Origin of the sequence: Afipia sp. 1NLS2, assembly GCF_000178995.1 — a bacterium.
Classification (GTDB): domain Bacteria; phylum Pseudomonadota; class Alphaproteobacteria; order Rhizobiales; family Xanthobacteraceae; genus Afipia.
The window spans coordinates 417,833-443,873 of the sequence record NZ_ADVZ01000003.1; the positions used below are offsets into that span (position 1 = coordinate 417,833).

Consider the following 26,041-nt stretch of genomic DNA (forward strand, 5'->3'; position numbering starts at 1 on the left):
CTGTTCATTCAAATGGATAAAATGAAGCCAGGCCGCTCATAACGGTCTGGTTGCAGGTTCGAGTCCTGCCGGGCCCACCAATGCTTTATTCGGTATTTGATTTCCCTTTGCTTTTTTCGTTTTTTGTCTCATGGCAATTTTTTACCCCGTGAACTGAGACACTTCCGCGGCTCCGGTATTCGTCGAGGCGCGAGAAGGCATTGCTCACCATGATCCGACTTTGGGCTTGCCGGATGTAGGTTTCGGCGGTTTCTAGCTTCGACCATCCGAAGATTGCACAAAGTTCTGGGGCAGTTGCGCCGTTCTCTGCCAAGATTACCGCGGCGGCCTTCCGTAGGCCGTGGGATGAACACTGAGGCAGATCAGCGGCGTCGCACCAATCGCGCATCTTGTTTCCAAGGCCATCGATCGTGAAAGCCTTACCAAGATCGTTGATCAAATAGGTGAGGTCACCTGTTTCCGTCGCGTCAATCGCCGCGCGGAGTTCAAGCGTAATCGGGCATTCGATAGTTTTTCGTGACTTCTTATTGCGGTTCTTCCAAGCTACAAACTTAAGCCAGCCGTTGCTTTCGTGCTGACGGCCAATGCGGCAAGCATCGGAAATTCGAGCGCCGACGTTCAGCATTAATTCTAATGCCAACCTTGCCTTGGTGCCGATGGAATGGTGTTTGCGATAAGTCGCAACCTCATCGGGTGTCCAAGCGTGCCACCCCTCTCCTTCATTGATCTTCTCAACACCGATGGCCGGATTAACGCTGGCGAGTCTCTTTTTGATCGCCCACTTAAAGAGAGCTCTGAGGTACTTCACCAGCTTGTCGGCGGCGCCAGGAGTTCCGGCGCGCTTGTCTCGACTGCGCTCAACATCTGCCTGTCGGAATGCCGCGTAAGGTAAATCTCCTGCGCCTGCAGCGCAGAACCGATTGAGAACGCCGCGCTTATCGGCCTGGGTAAGCCTATCGAAGCGCTGAAACTCGGCGGAACGATAATATTGGTCGCAAAGCCAGCTGAAGGTCTTTTCGCGTGAGGCCTTTGGTGCTGAGGATGTCTCCTTATCAAGTGATGCCAGCGCATCAAGGTACGCCTTCATGAATTCGGGAGTAATGGTGCCGTCGGGTGCTTCGAAACTCTCGCGAATCCTAATCTTCTTGCTGCTTTTGCGCAGATTACGCACATAATAACGGGGGTTACCGGCGGTATCAGGGTCGTAAACGCAATATCGGAGGCGAGTTTTGATCATGCGACGATCCTGTCAAAGGGATTGTGACCAATATCGCCGTCTCGCATTTGACGCCAAGCTTCGTGAATTTCCTGCACGTCCCACAGAACAACACCGTCAATCTTGCGACCTACTGGCATTTTACCGACGGCAACCCACTCATCGAATTTAGTTGCCGAGACCGCCATCGCAGCAGCAGCTTCATCTCGCCGTAGGGCAAAGCGCGGCAGAGATAAATCGCGAGGTGTCAGGGTCGTGCGAGACATTGGCAATATATTCCGCATTCTTAGCAATGGAGAGAGAATTCTCTGTCGCCGGGGTAGAGCCGTGGAATGCTGCTTCCCCTCCGTCTATATTTTATGTAAAACAAAAAAATGAAGACGTCAATTCCTGTTAAACAGAAAAAGAGGGGCCGTCCCAAGACTGGGCAGATGCCGTTCATCGGCATTCGGCTGTCTCTTCCTATTCAAGACGCGATCCGGGAGGTTCTGACGGATCCCTCGATCCCCTGCACAAATAATTCAGAGGCTATCCGCTTCATTATTCACGACTGGCTTCGCAGTCATGGCTATCTGACTGGTGAAATGCCGCTCTCCATTAAAAGAAAGCGGGGATATTGAAGCTTACCGGTCCTGCGCTTTTTCTTTTAGAGCAGCCAAATATCTTGGTTTCTTTGAGCGGCAAGCGACAGTTAGCTTAAGCGCAGCTTGGGAAGTATTTAGGTCAATACTTCCCGTAACCGTTTTTGCTGGCAAACATGCGCGGTGCTAGATTTGATTAATCAACGAGTTAAGGGGAAATTTTCTCTAATCTAGGCTCGATGTCTGCAATACGTGCTTTCAGAGCGGCGATTTCATCTGCTGCGTGTGACAATTTTTGTTTCATTGTCAAAATCTGAAAAGCTTGTTCGTCCCGCACTTCGACGAACGCTTTAATTCTTGGAACCAGTTTATTCTTTACATCTGCAACGACTTGGATCCGGACAGCCTCAACGCGCTTATCCCCGGCGCGAATGAGTTCTGCTTCCTGCCTTCGTCGTGCGTCATGAAGTTTCGCGATTTCTTTTACATGAGCCTTCTTGAGGCGCCATTCGCGCCGCGACAGGCGGCGACGACGTGGTCCCTCACGGGTCAAGCCATGAAATTGTGCCACCTCTAACCAGAATTCGTCCTGAAAGTTTCGCATGGCGCGCGTGTAAGCTGACGCAATTTCCTTGCGACTTGCGCCAGCATTACGGGCGTCTTGTCGCGCTTTTATGCCTGGATGAACTGTCGACAGACTCATGCGCCGATCGGCTGGCAGGGCGGGGACTACGATGAAATGTAGATTTGGGTATTCTTCATCGTTGTGCTCGACACAGCATTTAAGATTATCTCCGAATTTTCGGCTGAGCCAGGCGATCGTATCGGTGCGGAATGCCAGATAGCGCTCGAATTGACTTGAATTGTCATTGAGCTTGATGCTTTGGACGGGCCAAGATAGCACGCCTGCCAATAAGGCTGGCGAAGTCCTTCTGTATTTCCGCCCAGCTGCATCGAGAGCGGTGCGTGCTTGCCATTCGGCCACAATGAAGGCGTCATTCATAGACCCCATCAAAACATTGGGCTGCAATGGTGCAGCAACGTGCGAAGATGCATATGGTTGCCGCGTCAACTCTGCCTGGATATCGCGCAGCGATCGGCGGGACAGACCTTGCCTGTTTTGAGCGCCAATAAGCGCGTAGGTCTCGACGTGGATGAACTGACAGCCCATTTGGAATTCTCCAATCTGAGCTAAGAGAACACCATGAAGCTGCAAGTGCAAAATGTAGCAAATTGCTACGCATAGTCGGTTGTTACAACTATGCATATTCAATCTTGCTGAATTAGACGTTTTTTGCCGTTGGGGTGCAATCCTTAATTCGCTGCTCTTCAAACCGGGTCGCAATGGAAGCTCACCGGCATGGAGCAACAATGAAAAGGGTGCGCGACGTCGCGCTCGAGGATGCGGGGTCGTGCTTCTTCCAATCTTTATCGTCGAGTCGTGTTTACGTGACGGTACTTTGCAGGAAGTGCTTAGCGGCTACCGCGCTCCCGAAATGTCCATTCACGTGATGTTCCCGCCAGCCAGATACATGCCTTACGAGTTATGGGTATCCGCACGAGCTATATGTATCCGCTGACTTCCTCGTAGAAGCTCTTCCCGAACGCTTCGTGCCATCGATCGCCCCAAAAACCTCAGCGGCGGCGCAACAATAACATTTAGATCTTTGGCATCCGTCGATTCGTGTATCGAACAGCTTTATTCTGAGTGGCACGCTCTTTAATCGTGATGCTGATTTCGGTTGTCGCCTGATGCCCCGCTCTCTCAGTGCCGTGCAAAAAGATCGCTAAGCCCCACGTCAAGAGCGCCCGAGAGTAGTTCAAGAGAGTTTAATGTCGGGTTGGCTGTGCCGACTTCGATCGCGCTGACGAGGGCCTGCCGAACGTTTGCTTCAGCGGCCAAGTCATCTTGAGACCAGCCTCTCGCAAGCCGCAGCTTCCGGAGATTGCGGGCGAGGTCACGTCGGGCTGTTTGCGGATTGCGCCGTCCCATTCATGATGATGAAGCATCATCATGAAAATGCCGCCACACGCTTTAACGTGTAATATACGTTTCAACGTATAGGCTTGTCGTTCTTCAGGAGAGCGATATGAGCTTTTTTCAGATTGAAGGGCAGGTCACGGCGACCGGGTCGAGCCAACACAACCTACACGGCAGGTATTATTCATATGTCGAGGTGTTGGAGCCGAATGGGCGCCGGGTCACCATCGAGAAGGTTTTTGTGACGACGCAGACCGATGCCTATTTGGCGGTGGGGACTAACGGGGTATTTTACTTTGAGAAGGTCATGGGGATTTTAACCTCGGGACCGAAGCATCTGTGGGGCGTGAAGTGCACCAACGGAGAGGTTCACTTCGACGGGACCAACTTCCGTTTCTATATGGCACTGCGGATCATGTTTATCGGCATCGTGCTCTCGGTGATTTTTATTGGGATTCCGATTGCGCTCGTTGGGTTTGGACAACTCATTATATCATTGGCGACGCTGACCCGGCGGGAGCAGATGTTTTATGGCCCGGACGGGGAAGAGCGACAGCGCCTTCAGGCACGTGAAGCTGTCCGGATATGAAGCCTGCCCGGATTGTAATTGGCTTCTTGTTCTTGAGCACGTCGGCTTACGCCGCAGAGAGCCTTTATACCCGTACATCCGGACCTGAGTGCCGCGATTCCGGATCGAAGGAAGAATTCAACGCCTGGCAGTGCCCCGGGCCAGGCGGTTATAGCGCTGGGTTTTCCGATGAGGGCAATCTGGTCGCCTTCAAAATTTTCCGGACAGGTCAACGAGACGACGAGCCTGTTCTGATTTGGCGCGGTGCAGACGACGTGTTCGGCGACAAGCTCGAATGGAGGTTGTCAGGTGGCAAGCCGATCGCTGCGATCCTGCGAGCCTGGCGTGTCGACACGGATCAGGACGGCCACGACCATGTTACGCAGGAGCTTCTGGTGGTCTCGTTGCGCGGGCAGCGTCCTTGCAAAGTGGGCGCGGTTAGCGTCCATGAGCCACATGCCAATCGTCGTGCACGAGCGCTCGCCGACAGCATCGCGCCATGTCAGGCTGACGGCAAGTGATCGGTTGAATTGGGTGATCTTGTGGGTTCTAGCAGGATAGTCTGGTAGCCCTGCTTGATGGCGACCGGGCCGGAAGATCTGTAATTGTCTGAAAGATTGCTCGGCCGCATAATGCGGCCACGTCAAAGCGCTCCGCAAACAGATGTGACCGCGCCATCTCCGCATGCACAATGTTGGCGCATAACGATAATAGCGATAAACTGGCAGCAACACACAGCTGATCCATCGCACGCGTTAGTACTATTGAAGCAAACCCGGCGCGCGGATCACGCGCTTTTTGCCAACGAGTACATCGCGCATGTCTGTTGTTGAGCGACTCAAGAATGTAGTCGGCATGACGCTGCTTGATCGATAGCGAGGTGAATAATATGAGGAAGCCGCTGCAGAACCCCACCGATTGGCCGACCCTTGCCGCAATCGTAACATGGGATCAGATCTCGGCAGTTCTCGGTGGTGGCGCGGATGTTAATGCGACCGATACTCAGGGGCGGACTGCGATCTTGATTGCAGCGAAGGCCGGTCGTTTGGATATTGTGCGTCAGTTGATCGCAGCTGGGGCGGATATCAATAAGCAAGACCAGATCCGGTTGAACCCGTTGCTGTGGGGCTGCATCGTGGGAGACTTCGACCTCGTGAAGCTGATGGTTGAAGCTGGTGCGGATCTTGAGCGCCGGACACGCTTCGACGGAGCGCCCATCCATCCGGCTGCGGAGAAGGGGCACGTGGAAATCGTCCGGTTGCTGGCCGAGGAGACTGACGTGAATGTCAACCACACAAATCTGTGCGGTTGGACCCCGTTGCTGGAGGCGATCATCCTTAACGACGGTGGTCCCAGACAGCAAGAAGTCGTCCGATTGTTGCTCGCAGCAGGGGCTGATCCAGCCATGGCCGACCAGTGGGGTACCTCTCCTGTGCAGCACGCGCTGAAGAAGGGGTATACCGAACTCGCCGATATTCTTGCTCAAGCTCTGGCTTGAGTGGCGAGAAGTGATCGGTTGAAGCGATGGTTTAGTTCCGCACGCTCTCTTTCTCTCTTTCCTTCAGGATGACCTCGACGATCCGCTTGAGTTGCCGAACGGAGCCGCCGTACCAGTACTGTGCGGTGGCGCGGTGTTCGTCGCCATCCAGCGGTGTGATCCAGCGCGGGTCGAGCTGGCGCTCAAGGGCGATGCCGGCAAGGACCGCGGGTAGCAGTGCTTCGAGATCGCGGGCTTGCGGCGAGGGGAAGCTGATCACGCGCAGCCGGTCCCGGAGCGGTGAGGGCAGGGAATCTGTGCTGTTCGCGGTCATGATGTAGTTGACGTGCGAGAGGTCGAGCGTGGTCTGCAGCGCAGGGTCGGGATAACGCGCGGCCGTCTCCGGCTCGAAGAAGCCGAGCAGGCAATCCCGCAGCCGGCCATGGTCGCTTCGGGTTGCGGCCTTCTCGAGCTCATCGATCAGAACGAGCGGATTGGCGTGGCCCGCGCGATGCAACGCCATGAATGGATGGCAAGGCTCGGTCGAGTGCCAGCGCCGGTCGGTGCCGGCAAAGATCGAACCATCCGACTGGGCGCCGTCGACACGCCAGACAATAAGTCCGAGCTCTTCGGCCAGACGCCTGGCAAAGCGCGACTTGCCGGCGCCGGGTTGGCCGACCAGCAGGGTGGGTTTGAGCCTCACGCCCCGCTGGCCGATGAGGTCGGACAAGATGGTATCAATCACCTCTCGTGCATGGGGGAACTCGAACAGCAGTGTTGCGCGCACCTTGGGAAGCGGTGGCGCCAAGGTGAGCGGCAAAGGCGAGTTGATCGCGGACTTGTAGGTCCTGGTCAACCAATCATGGCTTCAACAATGCAGCGATCCTGCAAACATGGAGCCCATGGACTGCGGGCGGGCGCGCAATGCTGGACCAGATGATCCAGACCCAGGCCTCGATCATTAGCTATATCGATGATTTCAAGCTGATGATGGTGCTTTCGCTCGCAGCAGTTCCTCTGGTTCTGCTCCTGCGGAATGCTCAAGCGTCTGCCGAAGGCAACCATGAAATGGTTATAGAATAGCTGAACATCTAAGCTGGCGGTCTTGGCAATCGTCGCAGTGATCGCATAGGCCAGCGAAGGCGGTGTAGCGCGTTCTGAAGCGACTCAACCTTTTCTTGGTCGCTGTGGGATTCCCATGACTTTAGCATTGGATAGAGCTCCGTCTGACCGGTTAATTCTCATTAGTTGGTTTGTTTGGTTGGTCTTTTGGGGTTGACAGTCGGTGTTTGATTTATAATCTGGTATGTCCAATTTGGATAATCCAAATGAGCGCCGACTCTATTTTAATGCAGTTGTTTTTGGCATGAGAGAAACCATTGGCATCTGCGGACTGTGAAGCAAAAGACGCGATTAATCCGCGCCCAACAATCAGGGAAGGAATGCCAAATGCTAAAGATCAGAAGCTTGCTTTTAATTGGATTGCTATTCTTTGGAACCTGCAACTTCAGCACGCCTGCGCAGGCAGAGACAAAGCATGTCCGCATCGCTCAGCAATACGGCATCAGTTATTTGCCGTTGATGATGGTGGTTGAGAAAGGACTGCTTAAGAAACACGCCAAGGAAGCTGGCCTTGGCGACATTGATGTCAGCTTCCTGAAGCTCGCGGGCAGCAACGTCATGAACGAGGCACTGCTTTCAGGCAGCCTCGATTTCGCTTCCGGCGGACTGACAGGCCTTATCATCCTCTGGGCGAAGTCGAAGGGAGCGATCAAGGCAGTCTCGGCCGTGACGTCGATGCCAATCTATCTCAACACCCGCAATCCCGACGTCAAGACGATTGCGGACTTCACCGACAAGGACAAGATCGCATTGCCGGCCGTGAAGGTTTCGCCTCACGCGGTCGTGCTGCAGATGGCTGCCGCGAAGACGTTCGGCAATGAGAGTTACGCCAAACTCGATCGGCTGACGGTTTCGCTGTCGCACGCCGATGGGATGGCAGCCTTGATGTCGGGCGTGTCTGAAATCGATTCTCACTTCACCGCTCCGCCCTATCAATATCAGGAGCTAAAGACGGGAAAGGTTCATCGCGTTCTGAGCTCCTACGATGTGGCGGGACAAAATTCGACGTTTGTCCTGGTCTGGGCCAGCGAAAAGTTTCGGAAAGAAAACCCGAAGACATATGATGCCTTCGTTGCAGCCCTGAACGAAGCGATGGATATCATCAACAAGGACAAACGGGCTGCTGCGAAGTTCTACGTGGAGACGTCCAAGGAAAAAATTTCCGAGGATGACATCTATCAAATCATCAGTAATCACGAGAATACCTTCACCACGGTGCCGTCTGGTATCAGCACCTATACTGACTTCATGTATAAGGTGGGTATCATCAGAACCAAGCCAAATTCCTGGAAAGACCTGTTTTTCGATAATGCGCACAAGCTGGCAGGAAATTGATCAATGTTGCTTGTAATAAAAGTGGTTGCTCGTCGGTATCCCACTTTTATTGCGAGCAAAGCTCCGCGAGGCCCAGATTTCTATCGTTTGGTCTCGAAGCGATTGAGGAGTGCTGGCAACCTGCCTGGCAGGCAGCGATAGATACGAAGTTCATATATGCTCGTGGAGATTTCGATTTCCGATAATAATATTGTATGGCGCTCATTGCGAGATCAGAGAGTCGATTTCGTGCGCTCGTCTACGAGGTCTATAGATTGCTACATGGTGACAATGCGCCACGGGTGCTTGTCCGTCAGTAACGATCAGCGCGTCTATTTCGATAAACCAATGTCCGTTTTTCTCGTAGTTATTTGTGACGACGGCTCGCATAGTCAATTCATGTCGATCTGCTATCGCCGACAGTAATTGCATCCGGCTTGCGACATGAATCCAAGGACCCAGAATAGCATTCTCCATGAGCACGCGATTCATGAGACGCTGCAGTACTCCCGGATGTACGAGCCCCTCACGCGCATAGATTTGGTCCAGCTCGCGTATATCTGCGCGATATTTGACACCTGCGTTGCCGGCCCATGAGCAGGGTGTTGTGCCGAGCCGCTTTCCGATCGCATGTGAGGTGAGATCGATAGGTGTTCGTGTTTGGATCGGAGGGATGTCGGGAAAATCGTCGAAAGAGAAAACCGGCGGTGCTGTGGCTAATGCGGTATAGCCAGACGCTTTCAATCCATTACTTTCGACGGTCAAATTAAGCCCTTTAACAGCCTTTGTACTGTATATTTGTAGGAGATCTCCGTCATAAACAGGCTTTATAAAACGCACTTCGATTAATCCGCGCTCTAAAAATGCTAACCCCCATTCGGCAACAGGAACGTGTATCATATACGCGAGGACGTCGACTCCAGGGACAAGTCCGCCCTCGAATCCATATTCCCGGGCTACTTTATCATCGTGAATCCGATTCTCAGACAGCTTCGCACTGTTATAAGCCTCCACGCGATACGGGCTGCGGCATGCAACCATACGTTGGTGTTGATCAGTCATTTCCCAGAATGAACCGACATCGTCTCAAAGTAATTTTTCGATATCGAAGATCGTTCTCCGACGATGATGTCTGCGGCTTTTTCGGCCATCGCCATGATAGGTAGGTTCGTGTTTCCGCTAATCACCGTCGGCATGACCGAACCATCAACCACTCTTAAATTCTCAATGCCTCGGACACGCAGTTGACTATCAACAACGGCTCCGTTGTCTTGGCCCATGCGACAGGTGCCAACGGGATGGTAGACGGTTTCAGCATGCATTCGAATCCAGCTCTTTCGCGTTTCCGTACTGGTAAAAGCGTCAAGATCAATTTTTCGCTTAACATGTTTGCGAAGAGGTGCTTGGTCGATAATCTCACACATCTGCCGAACACCCTCTTGCATGCTGAGGAAGTCGCTATTGTCAGATAAGAATTGAGGGTCGATCGAAGGTGTGTCCGAGGGATCCGATGACCGTAAGCGCAGCATACCACGACTTTTCGGGCGAAGTTGGCAAACACGAATAGCGAAGCCATGTTCGATCCGCTCCTTCGGGGGAGGATTTCGAAGAGCAACAATGAGATGGGCCTGCCATTCGGGCCATGACGAAGACTTATCAGGCCCCCAAAATGCTCCTGCTTCGATACCTTGAGATGTTGCGGGGCCAGTTCCATTGAGGATATATCGTGCGCCTGCGAGACCGCCTTTAATTAATCCGAGGTACGGTGTCAGTGTGATTGGCTGAGATGCTTCTAATCGGATTGCGCAATCTAAATGATCCTGCAAATTGCTTCCTACGCCGAATGAATCGATCACCGGCTTGATTCCAAATGAGCGCAAATGATCAGCTGGTCCAATTCCCGATAGCATCAGCAGGTGTGGTGATCCGATAGCTCCAGACGTCAGCAAGACCTCTCGCTCGGCAGAAAGGGTGATTTCACGCCCATTTCTCTCTATCACAACGCCGCGCACGCGTTTCCCAGCCAGGGCAAGTCGCCGGACACGGCAATTAGCTATAATCGTGAGATTGCTTCGTTCTTTCGCATGATCGAGGTACTTGAATGATCCAGAACGCTTACCGTCAGCGATTGTAAGTTCGTAGAAGCCACCGCCAATTTGGGAGGGGCCGTTGAACCCCTTATTTTCGGGCCAACCGGCTGACTTTACGCTTTCAATGAAAGCTTGCGAGATTGGATGTTGTAAAGTGCCATAGGATAAGCGGATCGGTCCGGAGTACCCTCTGTCTTGGTTGTGTTGCGGGACGACGGCAGAGGCATCTTCTATTTTTTTAAAATATGGCTGAAGGCTTTCGTGCCCCCATTCGGGAAGGCCTTGCGCGGCCCACGCATCGTAGTCTGCGGGATTGCCACGAATTGCAATCATGGAATTGATAGAAGATGAGCCTCCAACAACTTTGCCGCGAGGGATATAGATCTTTCGATTGTTTAACTCGGCTTGAGGCTCGGTCCAAAATTTCCAATTATGTTTTGGACTCTTATAGAGTATACGAATGCCTGCTGGCATATGAACAAGAATGGAAGAAGAAGGTGCTCCGGCCTCCAGCAGCAACACCTTGACGGTGGGATCCTCGCTCAGCCGCGCGGCGAGTACGCACCCTGCTGATCCTGCCCCGACGACGATGTAGTCATATCCGGAAAGCTTCATTTTCGGTTCCTTCTGTGGATGCCGAGACCAGCTTGTTTTGTGTGCTAATTTTGCTGGACAGAGAATCTCGCGACGCAGTCTGACAGACTATTGCTCGATCAGTGGTGCCTAATACTAACTCGGTGAGTCTAATTGTCGGCGTATTCTGAATCTCGATTGAGCTAAGACAGATATCTGCTGGCGAAGTTTTTGCCGCGCGCATGTGTTAATAGCTCTGATGACACTTCGATTATGTTCCAGTGTCGATAATTCGAAGATCGCTGAGACGTCGAATATCTGTGTCGTTGAAGTTGAGAATAGATTTGAGGACGGACTTCGTATCTTCACCGCGCCTGGGTGGACTCTTTGCGTATTCAATCTTCGTCGCCGAAAATTTGATGGGATTGGCAACAAGAGGGGCGGTAGCCCCCGAAGAATGAGATAGATTAATCTGCATCCCCCGGTGGATCACTTGTGGATGAGCAAAGACCTGATCTAATCGATTGATCGGCGCGCACGGAACTCCCACAGGCTCTAGAATGGAGATCCAGTGCTCCGTTGTTTCTTGCGCCAAATGCGCATCTAGAAGTGGTATGAGTTGGTTGCGATTGTTGAGCCGATCTGTATTTGTTGCGAAGCGGCTGTCGGTAGCCAGATGCGTCAATCGAGATGCCGCGCAAAACTTCTTGAACTGTTGGTCGTTTCCGACAGCAAGTACAAACGAACCGTCTTTTGTTTTGAAGGTTTGATATGGAACGATATTTGGATGAGCATTGCCGTATCGCTTGGGCGGCGTGCCCGTCGTAAGGTAGTTCAGATTTTGGTTGGCAAGTACGGCAACTTGAACATCTAGCAACGCCATGTCGATATGCTGTCCTTCGCCGGTACGTTCGCGATGCAGGAGGGCGGAGATGACCCCGGTCGCGCTATACATGCCGGTAAGAATATCGACGATCGGTACGCCAACCTTTTGAGGACCTCCGCCGGGGTTATCGTCACTTTCGCCGGTAATGCTCATTAATCCGCCAATCGCCTGAATAGCCATGTCGTAGCCTGCGATGGCTTTCATTGGACCGGTCTGGCCGTAGCCGGTGATGGAGCAGTAAATAATATCCGGCTTCGATTTCTTCAGAGTCTCGTAATCCAGGCCATAACGCGCCATATCGCCGACCTTATAGTTTTCGATCACGATATCTGCGTGCTGTGCGAGCTTCCTTACAATAGTGCCGCCTTCCTCGGTCGATATGTCGATGCAGATCGAATGTTTCCCGCGGTTTGCGCTTAAGAAATAAGCGCTCTCTGTGGTGTTAGCTGCATTATCGTCTTTTAGAAACGGCGGCCCCCATTGCCGGGTATCATCACCGGTGCCGGGTCGTTCGACTTTCCAAACTTCAGCTCCGAGATCAGACAATAATTGTCCCAACCAAGGTCCTGCGAGAATTCTTGAAAGATCGAGAACTCGGTAGCCAACTAACGGACCTGCCATTTTTCTTTCCCAATACATCCGACGGTTCATCGCGTGTGCTTGCATTATATTTGGTCGTCCAAAATGGTCAAACCAATTACGCGCAAAATGGCAATTTCTCCGACGAATGGGTGGATTTGCTGTCTGATGGAGGGCGAGAAGTCCGTCGTCGAATCGCGAGCGCTTGACATTCTACTAGTCGAGATTTACGGTACACCAAATTGGTTTGTCCAATTGTGAGGTCGATGAAACGTCGACACAAGCGCATGACAAAAAAGCGCGGTGATAAATGGGAGAAACACTTGAGGGAGGTCTTACTGTATGGCGCGAGTAACTCTCCAGAATGTCACGAAATCCTACGGAGGAGATCGAGGGCTGCGGGCAGTACAGGATTTTTCATTAGATATTGCGGATGGTGAGTTGGTCGTTTTTGTCGGGCCGTCTGGTTGTGGGAAATCAACCACGTTGCGTATGCTTGCTGGCCTTGAAGAGGTGACCTCTGGAAAAATTTTTATTGGTGGGAAAGATGTAACGACGCTTCCGCCGAAAGATCGCAATATCGCGATGGTGTTTCAGAACTATGCGCTTTATCCGCAGAAGACCGTTTACGAGAATATGGCGTTCGGGCTCCGGGTGCGTAGGGCGCCGAGTGATGAAATAGAACGGCGAGTACGTAGTGCTGCATCGAGTTTAGGCCTTGAAAATTTGCTCGAGCGCAAGCCTCGACAGTTGTCAGGAGGGCAGATGCAGCGAGTGGCTCTTGGTCGCGCCTTGGTTCGAGACCCGGATGTCTTTCTGTTCGATGAGCCTCTCTCCAATTTGGACGCCAAGTTGCGTGTTAGGACGCGTGAAGAGATCGCGACTCTGCATGCTCGATTGAAGGCTACAATGGTTTTTGTGACCCACGATCAGGTCGAAGCTATGACGCTTGGCGACCGCATTGTGATTATGCGAGATGGCCTAATTCAGCAGGCTGGAAAACCCCTTGATCTCTACGATCGGCCTGCGAATGCTTTCGTGGCGGCTTTCATCGGTTCGCCTGAAATGAATTTGGTGGATGGTGAACTGACGCGAGACGAAGGGCGTCTTGCCGTGCGCTCGGGAAGCCTCCTTGTCGATCTTCCGGACAATGAATTCTCCGAAGCGAAGCAAGATGTCACCTTAGGCATTCGGCCGGAGCACATCGAGCGTTCTGCGGCATCCGGCGCATTTGAAATGGCCATCGATCTTGTCGAGCAGATTGGCGCTCAAACTTACGTGCTGGGTACAATTCACGGCAAGAAACTGCGTGCGGTATTTGCTCGCGACGATGCATTGAAAGTACAAGATCGGATTTCAATCGTTTTTCCTCGACAGAGGTTGCATCTGTTCTCTCGCGAGAGCGGCGGAACGTTGAGGCAAGCGACGAAGACAAGCGAAAACAGCATCGGGAGGGAGTGTCATGAAAGGTCACGGATCGAGCCGGTCGAATTCCAAGGATGATCTCGTTGGCGTTGATCGGCGGAATTTTCTTAAGGCGTCTGCCGGGTTGGCGACAGGCATTGCCGGTTCATTGGCGGCTCCCCATGTCCACGCTAAATCCAATGTAACACTTCGCTTTTTGAACACCGAAACGTCTGCCGCGAGTCAAGCCGTACTGCGAGACGCGGGCAATGCTTACGAGAGCAAGTTCGGCGTAAAAGTCCTCGTCGATTCATCACCGATTAGCGGTGCATATTCGAAAACGATGGCGGCTCTCAACGCGGGTGTGCCATACGATATTTCTACGCAAGGATATGCCTTTGAAATTCTGCAGTATGCGCGTGCAGGTTATATCGTTCCGCTCACGGATATCGTCAAAAAGTACTCGTGGGGGCGGAAGGGCGATTGGTCCTATCAGGGCGAACACTGGTTCTATCCCTACGATTATAATTTGGTGACGGTGTATTACAGAAAGGATTTGTATAAAGAAAACGGCCTGAAGGTCCCTACCACCTGGAATGAGTTTCTGGAGAATTGCCGGGCTCTGACTATTACAAAGGGCGGCAATATCGAACGGGGCGGTTGCGTCCTTCCTTTGGCCAGTGATAGTTCGACCAATTGGGCGAGTTTTGGAGGTCTGTTTGCGGAGCAACCAAAATTCTACGACGACAAATGGAACGTGGTTCTTGACGAGGCGGAGAACAAGAATCGAACTAGCCGCTTCCTTGATTTTTATGCCGATCTTTACACGACCATGCCGCCTGGCATGAACACGGTCGGCTATGCAGAGTTGATGAGTCTTTTTGCGACAGGAAAAACCGCACATACTGTCTATTCCGGCCGCGTCGTTGAGGCGCTCGAAGCGCGAAACCCAGATCTCGCGAACAAGTATGGGATTTTTGCTTTTCCTGATAGCGCAGGGAAGCAGAAGGCGCTGTCCTTCGCCTTCGATGGCTTTATCGTCTTCAAGACCAAGCAAACGGAAGAAACAATCAAGTTTCTGAAATGGTTCGTTGATGAGTATTATATCAACTGGCTTCACTCAGCCTGGATGAACTTCCAGCCGGCGCGTATGGATATCTACGATGATCCGCGATGGAAGGATCATCCGATGATCCAGAAGCATTGGCAGACAATGATGCAGATGAAGTCGTTCATCGATCCGGGTAGCACAACCATTCTCAATGCGATTGATATGTGTGGCCCAGCGATGGACACGCGGCCATGCAAGGTTTTCGACACAAATATTATGCCCGAGATGTTACAGAACCGAGTGCTGAGAAATGTTCCGTCTAGCGATTGTGTGAAAACTGCAGCCGATCGAATGCGTAAGATCAGCTAAGAGCCACTTATAATAAGGGACGGCACTTCATGAGACAAGACCGAGGCATCATAAGCTTATTCATCGGGAGTGTATTGATACTCGGTGCTATTGTCGGTGGGCCGCTCGTTTATTCGATCAAGCTCTCATTCTATGCGGCGAGCTCATTCATTGAGCCGTCGCATTGGGTAGGTTTTGAAAACTATCGGAAGGTATTAAGCGATCCGCTCTTCTGGAGCTCGCTGCTGAACGGAATCACGATCGCGGTTTCTGCGATTGTGCTGCAAGTCGTTCTTGGGGTGAGCATTGCGCTTGTTCTCAATCGGCATTTCGTCGGGCAAACGATTGTCCGGGCGTTGTCGATCGTGCCTTATTTCCTTCCGACTGTCGTTGCGTGCCTCGTAATTCAATGGCTTCTCGATCCTAACTACGGCCTAGTCAAAAGCATTCTGAACTCGTTCGGATATAGCATGTTTGACTGGGGGGCGTCGGGAACGACTGCGAAGATGACCATAGTTCTTGTGAGCGTTTGGATTTGGACTCCATTCGTTGTGACATGTGTGCTCGCAGGTCTTCAGTCAATTCCATCCCAACTTTACGAAGCTGCTCGAGTTGACGGTGCGGGCGCCTTGAAGCAGTTTTGGCACGTCACGCTGCCAGGACTCCGGTCGGTGTTGATCGTCGTGATTCTTTTGAGAGGAATCTGGATGTTCAACAAGTTCGATGTGATCTGGCTGTTGACGAAAGGCGGACCTCTTAATCAAACGGAGACACTTCCGACACTAGCCTATCGGAAGGCATTTATTGAATTCGATCTGGGGGGGGGAGCAGCAGTCGCAACCGTGTCATTCATGCTGCTTGCATGTATTATTCTTATATACCTGCGCTTTTTCCCGATTGATGAAGTGAAGCAGGGGCGGTGACGATGAACTCTCAGAACACCGTTCCTTATATCGTAACCTCGGCTTCTTCAGTGGAGATACTGCACCGTGATACGGCTGGCGCGGAAGGAACATCGCAAAATATGACAGGGAAAGCTGCCGGAAAGCAGGCATTCGATGGAAAGTTGATCAAGCATATTGCCGGTCGCAGCGGTCTGTATATCGCTGTTCTTGCAGTCTGCATCTATTCGGCTTTTCCAATCTATTGGATGCTGATTTCGAGCTTGCGAGAGCCTCAGAAGCTTTTTCTGGATACGTCGTTGGTGTTCTGGCCGCCGGATTTGAGTTCGTACAAGTCGCTTTTAGAGCTTACGAATTACCCGGTGAATTTTATCAACAGCGTTCTGCTGGCGCTCGCCACCATCGTAGCAGCCACGATACTGTCGTCATTTATTGCTTATGGCGCGACCCGGTTACGCTTCCGCGGCAAGACGATGCTGATTGCTTCCATGTTATTTGCTTACATGTTTCCGCCGTTGATGCTGGTTATTCCAATGTCAGCTTTGTTTCGGATGGCTGGTCTCGCCGACAGTTTGTGGGGGCTATTGATCGCCCATCTGGCGATTTCGTTGCCTTTAGCTGTGTGGTTGCTTTGGGGATTCTTTAAATCGATGCCCTTCGACCTGGAGGAAGCCGCAATGGTCGACGGCTGTTCCCAGTTCGGCGCTTTCATCAAGGTCGTTCTCCCGCTTTCAGCGCCTGGGCTGATTACGGTTGGTATATTCTCATTCCTGTTATCGTGGGCGGATTACGTCTTTGCGCTGATCCTGATCATGAGTGATGACCGGAAGACGTTGCCCGTGGCTTTGGCATCGATGCTCGGCGCACAGGATTTGCGTTGGGGCGAGATCTTGGCTGGTGCGACCCTTATCGCTCTGCCGCTGTTTGTAGTATTTACGTTCTGCTACCGATATTTTGTCGCTGGTCTGACGGCGGGAGCGGTCAAGGGATAGGATTTTTGCGACATCCATTCTTGGATTTACTCCGAGAACGGATGTTGCGGCGATGGAGAAAACGAACAGTGGAAAATCTGCGCAGGACCGGAGAGGCAACTGCGGCGCGCGATTACTTCGAATTCTTTTGTTCCCCTAACAGCGCCTGCCAAGCATCGGTGGTTCGGGACAAATGCGCATTGATTTGCTGTTCGGCTTGGCCGACGCGCCGTCCCTCGATAGCCGTCAGGATCGTCTGATGATCGTCGTAGGCGCGTCGACAGCGGCCCTGATCTGAAAAATAGAGGCGCCGCCGCGGTCTCGATAGTTCGTAGAATGACCTCGCGATGCGGAGCAGGATGTCGTTTTTAGCGGCAGCGAAAATCGCTAGGTGAAACGCTTCGTCCTCATGCTCGATGCTCTGTTTTTTGCTGAGACGCTTTTCCGTGTCGCGCAGGATCATGTGGAGATCGCGGATGTTGTCGGCGGTCCTGCGTGTACAGGCCAGTCTGGTTGCCTGAGCCTCCAGGATACGCCGAACTTCCATAACCTCGGCAATTTCCTTGGGCTCGAACGGAACTCCGGACTCGGCGTAAAGAACGAGAGCTTCGATGCTGCTTTCTTCTGAATTCCGCAAGTAGATGCCGGAATTCGGGCGTCGCTCTATCACGCGCATGGATTCAAGTGCTGCTAAGGCTTCGCGAACGGCGCCGCGGCTGGTATCGAATTTCTCAGCAAAATCGCGTTCCGAAGGAAGCCGCTCAGAAGGCTGATAAGGGCGCTCATGAATGAACGAAAGAATTTTCCCGATAGCGTTTGATGGGAGGGCGGCAGTCTTATTGGTTCGACTTTTTTCGGGCATCTAATTTTCCTGACGTGCGCCATCAGTGACTTGATTTGAGGATTCTACTAAATCTAACGGTATACCAAATTGGTAAGACCCACAAACTAAATGACCAACGGAGTAACCGTTGGCGCCGAGTCTACCGCTTGTTGATATCAGGTTGGAGAATTTGAAGCATCCGAAACCCGCCAGGTAGGCCATAAAACCACAGGCAGCGCGCGCCATTTGCTGTCGATTCGTTCGTGACGGGGTGTTCGCGCGACCCGGATCGCAACTGGTTACGATGCGAAGGTTGTTATTGGATTGCTCCCGTCACTTGCAAATGGGGGCGGCCGATCAGAAATAGCTTGACACGAGCCACTTCTGCCGACCAAATTGGTATTACCAAATAGACCAATGATGATGACGAGGTCGATGCTGCCCGAAAGCATTTCGGTTCGTCGCGTGAAGGTCGATCGAGTATTTCAGTTCAGGCAGGGCGGGTGAGGCGATGAAAGTAGATTTACTGTCAAATCTACCACCTCGCATTCACATGATTCTTGAAGAAGGGGCGAAAGCGGGGAGCTCTCGTCCTGCATTCACCGACGAACATGGCGTCGTCTGGTCGTATCAGCGGGTGATCGGCACGATTGAGGCCGTTTCCGCTGAGATGGCGCGCCTCGGCATTCGCCCTGGCGATCGGATCATGGTGATCGGTGAAAACTCAATCGCTGCCATTGTCATCATGTATGCGGCAAGCCGGCTTGATGCCTGGGTTGTGATGGCAAATGCCCGGCTCAGTCCACATGAGTTGGACTTGATTGAAGGTGACTGCAAGCCCAGGCGTGTTTTCTATATCCATAGGGTATCGCCCGAGGCAGACGCCGCCGCGCACCGGGGAGGGGCGGAGGTGCAGGTGCTGACGGGTATCGGCGAAATCAAGGCCGGCAAGTTGGCGACGGATTCCGTCCCCGAGAAAGTCCATGCAGATCCGGCGCGACAGGTCGCGGTTCTGATCTACACGACCGGGACCACTGGCCGCCCGAAAGGGGTCATGCTCACTCACCGAAACCTTGCGTTCGTTGCTTGCCGCGGCAAGAGAACAAATGCCATTCACGCCGACGATGTATCTCTTTGCCTTATGCCGATTTCGCATTCGTATGGTCTGACGCTTATGCAAGGGATGTTGTTTGCAGGCGGGCATTTGCGGATCATGAAGAGATTTTCGCTTTCGCGGGTTATTGAAGCCGTCGTCGATGGAACGCTAACGATCCTTAACGCTGTTCCTGCCTTGTTTTCCAGAATTGTCGCGCACGTCGATCAGGAAGGAATCAAGCTCACGCCCAATCGGCTTCGTTATGTCTACACGGGAACGGCTCCGCTCGATCTCTCACTCCGCAAGAGCGTCGAGCGTGTGTTCGGCGTCGTGCTTCATAATGGTTACGGTCTGACCGAGACATCACCGACGATCAGTCGTACGCAGTATGAGATGGGAAGTAATGAGGTCAATATCGGGTTGCCGATCCCCTGTGTCGAGGTCAAGATTATCGGGCCTGACGGACAAGAAGTGCCGGATGGCAAACCGGGAGAATTGCTGGTGCGAGGTCCCAACGTGATGTTGGGTTACTATGGCCAGCCGGAGATGACTGCAGCTGTTATCAATGACGACGGATATTTGAGCACCGGAGATATTGTCAGTCGCGCTCCTCAAGGCGAGCTGATCGTGCAGGGACGCTCAAAAGAACTGATTATCCGTTCTGGCTTCAATGTGTATCCGGCTGAGATCGAGGCTGTTATCAATGCTCATCCAGCGGTGCTCAATACTGCGGTCGTCGGGCGATCGGTCGAGGGGAATGAGGAAATCATCGCTTTTGTCGAGCCGGTCCCTGAAGCCTCCATTGTCATCGAAGAGCTGTTTGTCCTCGTGGAACAAAAACTGGCGCGATACAAGAAACCCCAGCAGATTATCATTATGTCGCAGCTGCCAACCGCGCCAAACGGCAAGATCAGAAAACACGATCTGAAGAAACGAGCTGAAGAGTTAGCGTTGACCGCTTAGAATGCGTTCAGCGAAGTGGAAGCCGGTTCGCGTGAGGAGACGCGTCAAAGCAGCAGGCAGGACTCCGGCTTTGTGCCATCAAGGCGGAAGAGATTCTTGCTGCTGCGGTCGACAATCAGGATTCGGAGTTGATCAAGAGCATGAGCCAGCAACAGATTTATCCAGATGTAAAGTTATTTGTTGACGGCCTTTGGTGTGATGGCGTTTCCGGATATGCCGAGCCGATCTTCAATCCGGCGACAGGAGCGCAGATAGGAAGTGTCGCTCATGCGTCTATCGACGATCTCGATCGTGCGGTTAATGCCTCCAGGGACGGATTCGAAGTTTGGCGACGGACGTCTGCTTTTGATCGCTACAAACTTATGCGTGGGGCTGCTGAGAAGCTCCGCGAACGGGTCAGCGCAATTGCGGAAATTATGACCCTCGAACAAGGCAAGCCGCTCCGCGAAGCGAGCGCCGAGATATTGCTTGGTGCCGATATCATCGATTGGTTCGCGGAAGAGGCTCGCCGATCATACGGTCGAATCATTCCCGCACGGTCTGGCGCTGTGCAGCAGGCTGTGGTGCGGGAGCCGGTTGGGCCGGTGGCGGCCTTTACGCCGTGGAATTTTCCAATCAATCAAGCGGTCAGGAAAATTTCAGCTGCAATGGCCGCAGGCTGTTCGGTGATTCTGAAGGGCCCAGAAGAGACGCCGGCGAGTTGCGCCGCCCTAGTGCAGGCTTACGTCGATGCGGGGCTGCCGCGGGGCGTTCTCAATCTAGTTTTCGGCGTACCGTCTGAGATATCTGAATATCTGATCACGCACCCCGTCATTCGCAAGATTTCCTTTACAGGCTCAACACCAGTGGGCAAGCGACTTGCTGCTTTGGCGGGCGGTCACATGAAGCGCGTCACCATGGAGCTTGGTGGCCACGCGCCGGCAATTGTCTTTGGAGATGCGGATGTGAGGGAAGCAGTTCGCTTGTTGGCGGCGGCGAAATTCAGAAATGCTGGTCAGGTTTGTGTTTCTCCCACGCGATTTGTGGTTCACGAGCAAATCTATGAAGAGTTCGTCGAGCGCTTTATCGCTGCGGCTGAAGCTGTCATTGTGGGAAATGGTCTCGATGAGACGACCCAGATGGGACCGTTGGCAAATCTTCGACGTGTAGAAGCGATAGAGTCCCTGGTCTCGGATGCTGTTCAGCAGCGGGCATGCCTGAGAACAGGTGGTAAGCGTTCAGGAAACGAAGGGTTTTTCTTTGAACCAACTGTTCTGACAGAGGTGCCGCTGAGCGCGCGCATCATGAATGAAGAACCGTTTGGTCCTGTCGTGCCGATCGCGCGCTTCTCGACATTCGAAGATGCCGTGGCTGAGGCCAATCGCCTGCCTTATGGCCTTGCTGCCTATGCCTATACAAAATCAGCTGCAACGAGTGGTGCGTTCGGGGCGGCTGTGGAGAGCGGCATGGTCTCCGTCAATCATCATGGCCTTGCTTTGCCCGAAACCCCTTTTGGTGGGATCAAGGATTCCGGGTTTGGCTTTGAGGGTGGCACGGAAGCGATGGATGCTTACCTGAATACGAAATTCATAACTGAACATCACGTGTAGCGTCAGCCTCCGACCATGAATGTGGTGAAGTGTGAGAGCGGCTGCATAGAACTGTGAAGTCGAGGCCCCCGGTGGCTTCGAAACGGCTTTGAACTTTGCCGTATTTGTCGTTGTGCGCATTACGCGCCTGACAAGCTGATCCTTCCCAGCGCGATGAAATTCCCCACGATCGCCAATAATAATCTTGACACTGCGGTCTTTTTTGATCTTACTGGTAAGACCAATTTGGATGGTCCATATCTCGGAAATTCTCGCCTGATTGCTTACGAAAAGGTGTGGCGGGCGCGGATTTTCTTTCTGGTTCAACATGATTGAGGAGTGAAGCGAATGAATGCGCCCATGGCTGTATCGAAGGGGCCGCGCAGGAAGTTCTGGAGCTGGGGTTACGAGGGCCAGGAGATTCCCGAGTCGGAAGTGAAATCGATGCACGCGCGCGTGGCGCAGCGTCTTGGAATGAGCGATTTCACGGTTCTTAAGGATCCAACCCTCGATGAGATCGAGATTCGCGCGCCTCGCATCACACCGCCGGCTTCGCTGACGAGTTTTTGCACCACTGCTAAGTGGGATCGAGTAGCTCATAGTTATGGCAAGAGTTTCCGTGACCTTGCCATGATTTATAAGCGAAAATACCCCAATCCGCCCGACATCGTGGCGTATCCCCGAGATGAGAAGGATATTTCTGCCGTTCTCGACTGGTGCGGTGAGAATGGCTACGCGGCCGTGACTTACGGTGGTGGGTCGAGCGTTGTTGGTGGAATCAACCCTCCTGACGATAGCCACTATAAGGGTGTCGTCACCATCGATCTTGAGAACTTCAATCGTGTGCTTGAAGTCGATCCGATTTCACGTGCGGCTCGTATTCAGAGCGGCACCTTGGGGCCGTCGCTCGAAACGCAATTGAAGCCTCATGGTTTCACGCTGCGGCATATCCCGCAATCGTGGGAATTTTCTTCGCTCGGTGGTTGGATCGCGACACGCTCATCTGGTCACTATGCAACGCATCTCACTCATATCGACGAGATGGTGGAAAGTCTGCGTGTCGTGACGCCGACGGGAACGATTGAAAACCGCCGGCTGCCCTCGTCCGGTGCCGGCCCTAAACCCAGACCGGGCGTTTATCGGTTCAGAGGGAACGCTTGGCATTATTACCGAAGCGTGGATGCGCTTGCAGGGGCGGGTGAGATTCCGGGCCAACGCGGCGGTTTCGTTCAAGACTTTTTATCAGGGCGCGAAAGCCGTTCGGCGGATCACACAGGCTGGTCTCTATCCAGCTAATTGTCGATATCTGGATGAAAAGGACGCTTTCTTTTATGGCGCAGGGGATGGCTCCGAATCGATGCTGCTGATCGGTTACGAATCGGCGGATCACCCGGTCGATGCGTGGCTCGAAAGATCCCTCGAGATATGCAGGGATTTCGGCGGCACGGTGAAAGATCAGGCGGGATCCGGCGGGGCGGCTCTTGAGAACAGCCGCTCAGGTGCGCAAGGAAGCTGGCGTAATCAATTTCGTTATCTCCCATACCTTATGCATGTCCGTGCGGCGATGGGCATCATTAGCTTCACATTCGAGACCGCATATACGTGGGACAAATTCGAAGCCGTCGATGCTGAAATCATGCGTCGTATAGCGGATGCAGAAAAGAAGATTTGCGGTGGAGGCATTGTATGCCGCCGCTTTTCATTCCTCTATCCGGATGGTCCCGCGCCATATTACTCAATCATGGCTCCGTCCTCTCATGAGAAAAATATCGAGCACTATGCTGCCCTGAACAAGGTGGCGTCCGATGCCTTGATAGAGCTTGGGGCCACCATCACGCATCATCACGCGGTGGGACGTAGCTTCCGTCCTTGGTACGACAAGGAAATCGACCCAGGCTTCGTCCGCATGATGAAGGCGAGCAAGAGGGAGCTCGATCCGAACTGGGTGCTCAATCCTGGTGTTCTGTTCGACCGGCCCGCGATGTGAGCTGCAATGGGCGGCGTTCAGTCATGTATGGCAATTCGTTATGATTGATCTCTATTTCTGGACAACACCGAACGGATACAAGGCGACGATAATGCTGGCCGAACTTGGCCTGCATTATCGGGTGCTGCCGATCGATATCACCTCGGGGGATCAGTTCGGCGCTGAATTTCTCAAGATTAGCCCAAACAATAAAATTCCGGCCATCGTTGACCACGATGGGCCAGGTGGAAAGCCGATATCGATTTTTGAATCTGGTGCGATCCTTTTATATCTCGCCGAGAAGACAGGTAAGCTGCTTCCAACGGAAGTTCGAGCGCGAACGAACGCCCTTCAGTGGTTGATGTTCCAGATGGGCGGCGTCGGACCAATGTTGGGGCAGGCTCATCATTTTCGTCGTTACGCACCCGAACAAATTCAATATGCGGTAGATCGTTATACGAACGAGGCGACTCGATTGTATGGGGTGATGGACCGCCAGCTTGCAAACAGCGAGTATCTCGCGGGTGATTATTCTATCGCAGATATCGCGACTTTTCCGTGGATCCGACTGCACCGCTGGCAGGGGCAGGATCTTCAAGATTTTCCGAATCTAAAACGCTGGTTCGATGCAATTAAAGCACGTTCTGCGGTGGAGGAAGGTCTCGCCGTAATGTCGGAAACGAAGAGATGGGAAGCCAAGCCAGGTACGGCATCTTGGAAAAATATGTTTGACGCTAAGGCTTAACAAACGAGGAGCGAGATAACGCAATGAATAAGATGCACGGCGGTCTGCAGGAGCGACGCAGAAAGTTTTACGGTTGGGGTTACGAAGGCGATGAGGTTTCGCCCACGGAAATCGCTGAATTCGAAAAGGCCTGGACCGAGCTTCTCGGTGTTGGGGATTTCAGTGCAGTGCCGTTCCCGACCCTCGAGTCGGTGACGATCAGAGATTCGCGCGTGAAGGTCCCCGCGGCGCTGCAGAATATCTGCACGACCGACAAATATGACCGGCTCTATCACACCTATGGGGCGGGGACTGTCGACGTTGCATACGCTGTGCGCGGTGAATTCCGCAATCCGCCGGATGCGGTCGCTTATCCGCGCACCGAGCAGGACATCGTCGATATTTATCGCTGGTGCGAAAACGACAGCCTTGCGGCTATTCCGTACGGCGGCGGAACGAGCGTCGTCGGCGGCGTCAATCCTCCGACGTATGACCGCTATCGCGGCGTTGTGTCGATCGACATGAAGTATTTCGACAAGGTGCTTGAGATCGACCATGCGTCGCAGTCCGCGCGAATTCAGGCTGGCGTTCTTGGCCCGAGCCTTGAGCGGCAACTCAAGTCGAGCGGCCTTACCATGCGCTTCTTTTTGCAGGCATGGGAGTTCTCCTCTTTGGGCGGATGGATTGCGACTCGGGCCGCAGGTCACTTCGCGACCGTCTACACGCAGATCGACGATCACGTTCAAAGCCTGAAAGTCGTTACCCCGTCGGGAAATATCGAATCGCGCCGCTTTCCGGCATCCGGCTCCGGCCCGAATCCGGACCGCTTGTTCCTTGGATCCGAGGGTGCCTTGGGCATCATCACCGAAGCATGGGTGCGTTTGCATAAGCGACCGACCTTCCGGCAGATGGTCAGCGTCCGGTTCAGCGACTACGACAAGGCGGTCGAGGCGACGCGCGTCATTTCGCAATCTGGTCTCTATCCCGCAAGCGCCCGCTTGGTCGAACGTGAAGAAGCCGCCTACACCGGTTCGAGCGACGGCACCTACGACATTCTGGTGCTCGGCTTTGAATCCGCGGACCATCCGGTCGATGTCTGGATGAATCGCGCGCTTGAAATCTGTGGCGATCATGGCGGCACCTGGGATGCCTCAGTTCTGAAGGGTGATGCGAACGCAGATTCCAGCGCCAAGAGTTGGCGCGACAAGTTTCTGCGCGGTCCTTACTTGCGTGAATACGCGATCGCTCGCGGCGTGATGCGCGAAACGATGGAAACATGCGTCACCTGGGGGCAGTTTGCCCGAATGCGTGAACATGTGAGAGCGGAAACGCTTCGTGCGATTCGGGAAGTCACGGGGCGGCCCGGTTCTGTCACCTGCCGATTTACTCATATCTATCCGGACGGCCCGGCGCCGTACTTCACCTGGTACGCCTACGGCGATAAGGCTCGTATTCCAGAGCAGTACATGGCGATCAAGAAGATCGCTGAAACGGCGATGGTTGATGCTGGAGGAACGACTACCCATCACCATGCGCTCGGCCGGGATCATCGCCCCTGGTATGACAAGGAACGCCCCGAGCTGTTCTGTTCAGCCATGAAGGCTGCGAAGCACACCTTCGATCCGAAAGCTATTCTCAATCCAGGCGTGCTGTTCGATCCATCATGATTTGGCGCAGTCGGCATTCATAGCTCGATATTGGTAGCTACCCGATTGGGGTAGCTACCACAGCCATCAACCTAAGCATCATACATGGGAAGCAGGTCATTCAAAGAAACCTGCCTCGGAGGAAATGTACAAGGCGGCGTCATCGCCTGCGTATGCTTATCAGAAACCTCA

At 53.2% G+C, this 26,041-nt stretch carries 23 protein-coding genes and 2 pseudogenes; 15 read left to right on the forward strand and 10 right to left on the reverse strand.

The features are described from left to right. Positions 1 to 85: 85 nt before the first annotated feature. Together AFIDRAFT_RS13475 and AFIDRAFT_RS19830 are read right to left on the reverse strand one after the other, a co-directional pair. Entirely contained in the window at positions 86 to 1,237 is a 1,152-nt protein-coding gene (locus AFIDRAFT_RS13475) for a tyrosine-type recombinase/integrase (protein WP_002716831.1), read from the reverse strand. Beyond that, positions 1,234 to 1,482, reverse strand: a complete 249-nt coding sequence (locus tag AFIDRAFT_RS19830) for an XRE family transcriptional regulator (protein WP_244597924.1) — start codon at positions 1,480 to 1,482, stop codon at positions 1,234 to 1,236. Before AFIDRAFT_RS19830 ends, AFIDRAFT_RS13475 begins: the two co-directional genes overlap by 4 nt. Positions 1,483 to 1,590: 108 nt before the next feature. On the opposite strand from AFIDRAFT_RS19830, the gene AFIDRAFT_RS13480 reads away from it, so the two are divergent. Beyond that, positions 1,591 to 1,836, forward strand: a complete 246-nt coding sequence (locus AFIDRAFT_RS13480) for a hypothetical protein (protein WP_009340047.1) — start codon at positions 1,591 to 1,593, stop codon at positions 1,834 to 1,836. A gap of 169 nt (positions 1,837 to 2,005) precedes the next feature. Here the strand turns inward: AFIDRAFT_RS13480 and AFIDRAFT_RS13485 are convergent, their stop codons facing one another. Together AFIDRAFT_RS13485 and AFIDRAFT_RS13490 are read right to left on the reverse strand one after the other, a co-directional pair. Then, the gene (locus tag AFIDRAFT_RS13485) at positions 2,006 to 2,968 is read right to left on the reverse strand and encodes a plasmid recombination protein (protein WP_002716830.1); all 963 of its coding nucleotides are present in this window, start codon (positions 2,966 to 2,968) and stop codon (positions 2,006 to 2,008) included. Between the two features lie 594 nt (positions 2,969 to 3,562). Continuing rightward, on the reverse strand, positions 3,563 to 3,790 hold the full coding sequence (locus AFIDRAFT_RS13490) for a helix-turn-helix domain-containing protein (RefSeq protein WP_081602526.1): 228 nt from the start codon (positions 3,788 to 3,790) through the stop codon (positions 3,563 to 3,565). A 97-nt stretch (positions 3,791 to 3,887) separates the two neighbouring features. On the opposite strand from AFIDRAFT_RS13490, the gene AFIDRAFT_RS13495 reads away from it, so the two are divergent. From AFIDRAFT_RS13495 to AFIDRAFT_RS13505, 3 genes are all read left to right on the forward strand, one after another. Then, positions 3,888 to 4,367 (forward strand): hypothetical protein, encoded by a 480-nt coding sequence (locus AFIDRAFT_RS13495; RefSeq protein WP_002716829.1) that lies wholly within the window; start codon positions 3,888 to 3,890, stop codon positions 4,365 to 4,367. A 32-nt stretch (positions 4,368 to 4,399) separates the two neighbouring features. Further along, positions 4,400 to 4,867 carry a hypothetical protein gene (locus tag AFIDRAFT_RS13500; RefSeq protein WP_244597922.1) on the forward strand — a complete coding sequence of 156 codons (468 nt, stop codon included), beginning with the start codon at positions 4,400 to 4,402 and terminating at the stop codon, positions 4,865 to 4,867. Positions 4,868 to 5,211: 344 nt separating this feature from the next. Beyond that, on the forward strand, positions 5,212 to 5,844 hold the full coding sequence (locus AFIDRAFT_RS13505; RefSeq protein ID WP_245258177.1) for an ankyrin repeat domain-containing protein: 633 nt from the start codon (positions 5,212 to 5,214) through the stop codon (positions 5,842 to 5,844). Between the two features lie 31 nt (positions 5,845 to 5,875). On the opposite strand, the gene AFIDRAFT_RS13510 is transcribed toward AFIDRAFT_RS13505, so the two are convergent. Next, complete coding sequence (locus AFIDRAFT_RS13510; protein ID WP_002716826.1) at positions 5,876 to 6,679, reverse strand: AAA family ATPase; 804 nt, start codon at positions 6,677 to 6,679, stop codon at positions 5,876 to 5,878. A 68-nt stretch (positions 6,680 to 6,747) separates the two neighbouring features. Here AFIDRAFT_RS13510 and AFIDRAFT_RS20055 point away from each other — a divergent pair, with 68 nt between their 5' ends. Further along, positions 6,748 to 6,906 (forward strand): hypothetical protein, encoded by a 159-nt coding sequence (locus AFIDRAFT_RS20055; protein WP_002716825.1) that lies wholly within the window; start codon positions 6,748 to 6,750, stop codon positions 6,904 to 6,906. Positions 6,907 to 7,272: 366 nt separating this feature from the next. Beyond that, complete coding sequence (locus tag AFIDRAFT_RS13515; protein WP_009340048.1) at positions 7,273 to 8,280, forward strand: ABC transporter substrate-binding protein; 1,008 nt, start codon at positions 7,273 to 7,275, stop codon at positions 8,278 to 8,280. 89 nt (positions 8,281 to 8,369) lie between these two features. On the opposite strand, the pseudogene AFIDRAFT_RS20420 reads toward AFIDRAFT_RS13515, so the two are convergent. The 4 genes and pseudogenes from AFIDRAFT_RS20420 to AFIDRAFT_RS13525 all read right to left on the reverse strand — a co-directional run. Then, a pseudogene (locus tag AFIDRAFT_RS20420) lies at positions 8,370 to 8,438 on the reverse strand (NIPSNAP family protein); the annotation flags it as partial. Positions 8,439 to 8,481: 43 nt separating this feature from the next. Next, a complete protein-coding gene (locus tag AFIDRAFT_RS19515) occupies positions 8,482 to 9,321 on the reverse strand; it encodes a hotdog family protein (RefSeq protein ID WP_002716823.1) in 840 nt (279 codons plus the stop codon). Next, a complete protein-coding gene (locus AFIDRAFT_RS13520; protein WP_002716822.1) occupies positions 9,318 to 10,964 on the reverse strand; it encodes a GMC family oxidoreductase in 1,647 nt (548 codons plus the stop codon). The genes AFIDRAFT_RS19515 and AFIDRAFT_RS13520 overlap by 4 nt, the downstream gene beginning before the upstream one ends. Before the next feature lie 229 nt (positions 10,965 to 11,193). After that, the gene (locus tag AFIDRAFT_RS13525; RefSeq protein ID WP_040298467.1) at positions 11,194 to 12,429 is read right to left on the reverse strand and encodes a CaiB/BaiF CoA transferase family protein; all 1,236 of its coding nucleotides are present in this window, start codon (positions 12,427 to 12,429) and stop codon (positions 11,194 to 11,196) included. Positions 12,430 to 12,729: 300 nt separating this feature from the next. On the opposite strand from AFIDRAFT_RS13525, the gene AFIDRAFT_RS13530 reads away from it, so the two are divergent. Genes AFIDRAFT_RS13530 through AFIDRAFT_RS13545 form a run of 4 tightly spaced genes read left to right on the forward strand, consistent with a single transcriptional unit; the run spans position 12,730 to position 17,084 of the window. Continuing rightward, positions 12,730 to 13,890, forward strand: a complete 1,161-nt coding sequence (locus AFIDRAFT_RS13530; protein ID WP_002716820.1) for an ABC transporter ATP-binding protein — start codon at positions 12,730 to 12,732, stop codon at positions 13,888 to 13,890. After that, positions 13,850 to 15,211: an ABC transporter substrate-binding protein gene (locus AFIDRAFT_RS13535; protein WP_009340050.1), complete on the forward strand. Its 1,362-nt coding sequence runs from the start codon at positions 13,850 to 13,852 to the stop codon at positions 15,209 to 15,211. Before AFIDRAFT_RS13530 ends, AFIDRAFT_RS13535 begins: the two co-directional genes overlap by 41 nt. 29 nt (positions 15,212 to 15,240) lie before the next feature. Continuing rightward, entirely contained in the window at positions 15,241 to 16,113 is an 873-nt protein-coding gene (locus AFIDRAFT_RS13540; protein ID WP_002716818.1) for a carbohydrate ABC transporter permease, read from the forward strand. Between the two features lie 2 nt (positions 16,114 to 16,115). After that, complete coding sequence (locus AFIDRAFT_RS13545; RefSeq protein ID WP_002716817.1) at positions 16,116 to 17,084, forward strand: carbohydrate ABC transporter permease; 969 nt, start codon at positions 16,116 to 16,118, stop codon at positions 17,082 to 17,084. A 112-nt stretch (positions 17,085 to 17,196) separates the two neighbouring features. Here AFIDRAFT_RS13545 and AFIDRAFT_RS13550 read toward each other — a convergent pair whose 3' ends face one another. Then, the gene (locus tag AFIDRAFT_RS13550) at positions 17,197 to 17,925 is read right to left on the reverse strand and encodes a FadR/GntR family transcriptional regulator (protein WP_009340051.1); all 729 of its coding nucleotides are present in this window, start codon (positions 17,923 to 17,925) and stop codon (positions 17,197 to 17,199) included. Positions 17,926 to 18,439: 514 nt separating this feature from the next. Here AFIDRAFT_RS13550 and AFIDRAFT_RS13555 point away from each other — a divergent pair. The 5 genes and pseudogenes from AFIDRAFT_RS13555 to AFIDRAFT_RS13575 all read left to right on the forward strand — a co-directional run bounded on the left by AFIDRAFT_RS13555 (position 18,440) and on the right by AFIDRAFT_RS13575 (position 25,870). Then, complete coding sequence (locus AFIDRAFT_RS13555; protein WP_244597920.1) at positions 18,440 to 19,945, forward strand: class I adenylate-forming enzyme family protein; 1,506 nt, start codon at positions 18,440 to 18,442, stop codon at positions 19,943 to 19,945. A gap of 140 nt (positions 19,946 to 20,085) precedes the next feature. Then, a complete protein-coding gene (locus AFIDRAFT_RS13560; protein WP_009340052.1) occupies positions 20,086 to 21,534 on the forward strand; it encodes an NAD-dependent succinate-semialdehyde dehydrogenase in 1,449 nt (482 codons plus the stop codon). 327 nt (positions 21,535 to 21,861) lie between these two features. Next, positions 21,862 to 23,500, forward strand: a pseudogene (locus AFIDRAFT_RS13565) (FAD-binding oxidoreductase). Between the two features lie 40 nt (positions 23,501 to 23,540). After that, positions 23,541 to 24,224 (forward strand): glutathione S-transferase N-terminal domain-containing protein, encoded by a 684-nt coding sequence (locus AFIDRAFT_RS13570; RefSeq protein WP_083801651.1) that lies wholly within the window; start codon positions 23,541 to 23,543, stop codon positions 24,222 to 24,224. A gap of 23 nt (positions 24,225 to 24,247) precedes the next feature. Next, entirely contained in the window at positions 24,248 to 25,870 is a 1,623-nt protein-coding gene (locus AFIDRAFT_RS13575; RefSeq protein WP_002716811.1) for an FAD-binding oxidoreductase, read from the forward strand. Positions 25,871 to 26,041: the final 171 nt, after the last annotated feature.

What these genes read in the sequence shown, in the direction of transcription:
- AFIDRAFT_RS13475 (WP_002716831.1), bottom strand. Translation starts at nt 1,237, where the DNA reads ATGATCAAAACTCGCCTCCGATATTGCGTTTACGACCCTGATACCGCC.
- AFIDRAFT_RS19830 (WP_244597924.1), bottom strand. Translation starts at nt 1,482, where the DNA reads ATGTCTCGCACGACCCTGACACCTCGCGATTTATCTCTGCCGCGCTTT.
- AFIDRAFT_RS13480 (WP_009340047.1), top strand. Translation starts at nt 1,591, where the DNA reads ATGAAGACGTCAATTCCTGTTAAACAGAAAAAGAGGGGCCGTCCCAAG.
- AFIDRAFT_RS13485 (WP_002716830.1), bottom strand. Translation starts at nt 2,968, where the DNA reads ATGGGCTGTCAGTTCATCCACGTCGAGACCTACGCGCTTATTGGCGCT.
- AFIDRAFT_RS13490 (WP_081602526.1), bottom strand. Translation starts at nt 3,790, where the DNA reads ATGGGACGGCGCAATCCGCAAACAGCCCGACGTGACCTCGCCCGCAAT.
- AFIDRAFT_RS13495 (WP_002716829.1), top strand. Translation starts at nt 3,888, where the DNA reads ATGAGCTTTTTTCAGATTGAAGGGCAGGTCACGGCGACCGGGTCGAGC.
- AFIDRAFT_RS20055 (WP_002716825.1), top strand. Translation starts at nt 6,748, where the DNA reads ATGCTGGACCAGATGATCCAGACCCAGGCCTCGATCATTAGCTATATC.
- AFIDRAFT_RS13515 (WP_009340048.1), top strand. Translation starts at nt 7,273, where the DNA reads ATGCTAAAGATCAGAAGCTTGCTTTTAATTGGATTGCTATTCTTTGGA.
- AFIDRAFT_RS19515 (WP_002716823.1), bottom strand. Translation starts at nt 9,321, where the DNA reads ATGACTGATCAACACCAACGTATGGTTGCATGCCGCAGCCCGTATCGC.
- AFIDRAFT_RS13520 (WP_002716822.1), bottom strand. Translation starts at nt 10,964, where the DNA reads ATGAAGCTTTCCGGATATGACTACATCGTCGTCGGGGCAGGATCAGCA.
- AFIDRAFT_RS13525 (WP_040298467.1), bottom strand. Translation starts at nt 12,429, where the DNA reads ATGGCAGGTCCGTTAGTTGGCTACCGAGTTCTCGATCTTTCAAGAATT.
- AFIDRAFT_RS13530 (WP_002716820.1), top strand. Translation starts at nt 12,730, where the DNA reads ATGGCGCGAGTAACTCTCCAGAATGTCACGAAATCCTACGGAGGAGAT.
- AFIDRAFT_RS13535 (WP_009340050.1), top strand. Translation starts at nt 13,850, where the DNA reads ATGAAAGGTCACGGATCGAGCCGGTCGAATTCCAAGGATGATCTCGTT.
- AFIDRAFT_RS13540 (WP_002716818.1), top strand. Translation starts at nt 15,241, where the DNA reads ATGAGACAAGACCGAGGCATCATAAGCTTATTCATCGGGAGTGTATTG.
- AFIDRAFT_RS13545 (WP_002716817.1), top strand. Translation starts at nt 16,116, where the DNA reads ATGAACTCTCAGAACACCGTTCCTTATATCGTAACCTCGGCTTCTTCA.
- AFIDRAFT_RS13550 (WP_009340051.1), bottom strand. Translation starts at nt 17,925, where the DNA reads ATGCCCGAAAAAAGTCGAACCAATAAGACTGCCGCCCTCCCATCAAAC.
- AFIDRAFT_RS13555 (WP_244597920.1), top strand. Translation starts at nt 18,440, where the DNA reads ATGATTCTTGAAGAAGGGGCGAAAGCGGGGAGCTCTCGTCCTGCATTC.
- AFIDRAFT_RS13560 (WP_009340052.1), top strand. Translation starts at nt 20,086, where the DNA reads ATGAGCCAGCAACAGATTTATCCAGATGTAAAGTTATTTGTTGACGGC.
- AFIDRAFT_RS13570 (WP_083801651.1), top strand. Translation starts at nt 23,541, where the DNA reads ATGATTGATCTCTATTTCTGGACAACACCGAACGGATACAAGGCGACG.
- AFIDRAFT_RS13575 (WP_002716811.1), top strand. Translation starts at nt 24,248, where the DNA reads ATGAATAAGATGCACGGCGGTCTGCAGGAGCGACGCAGAAAGTTTTAC.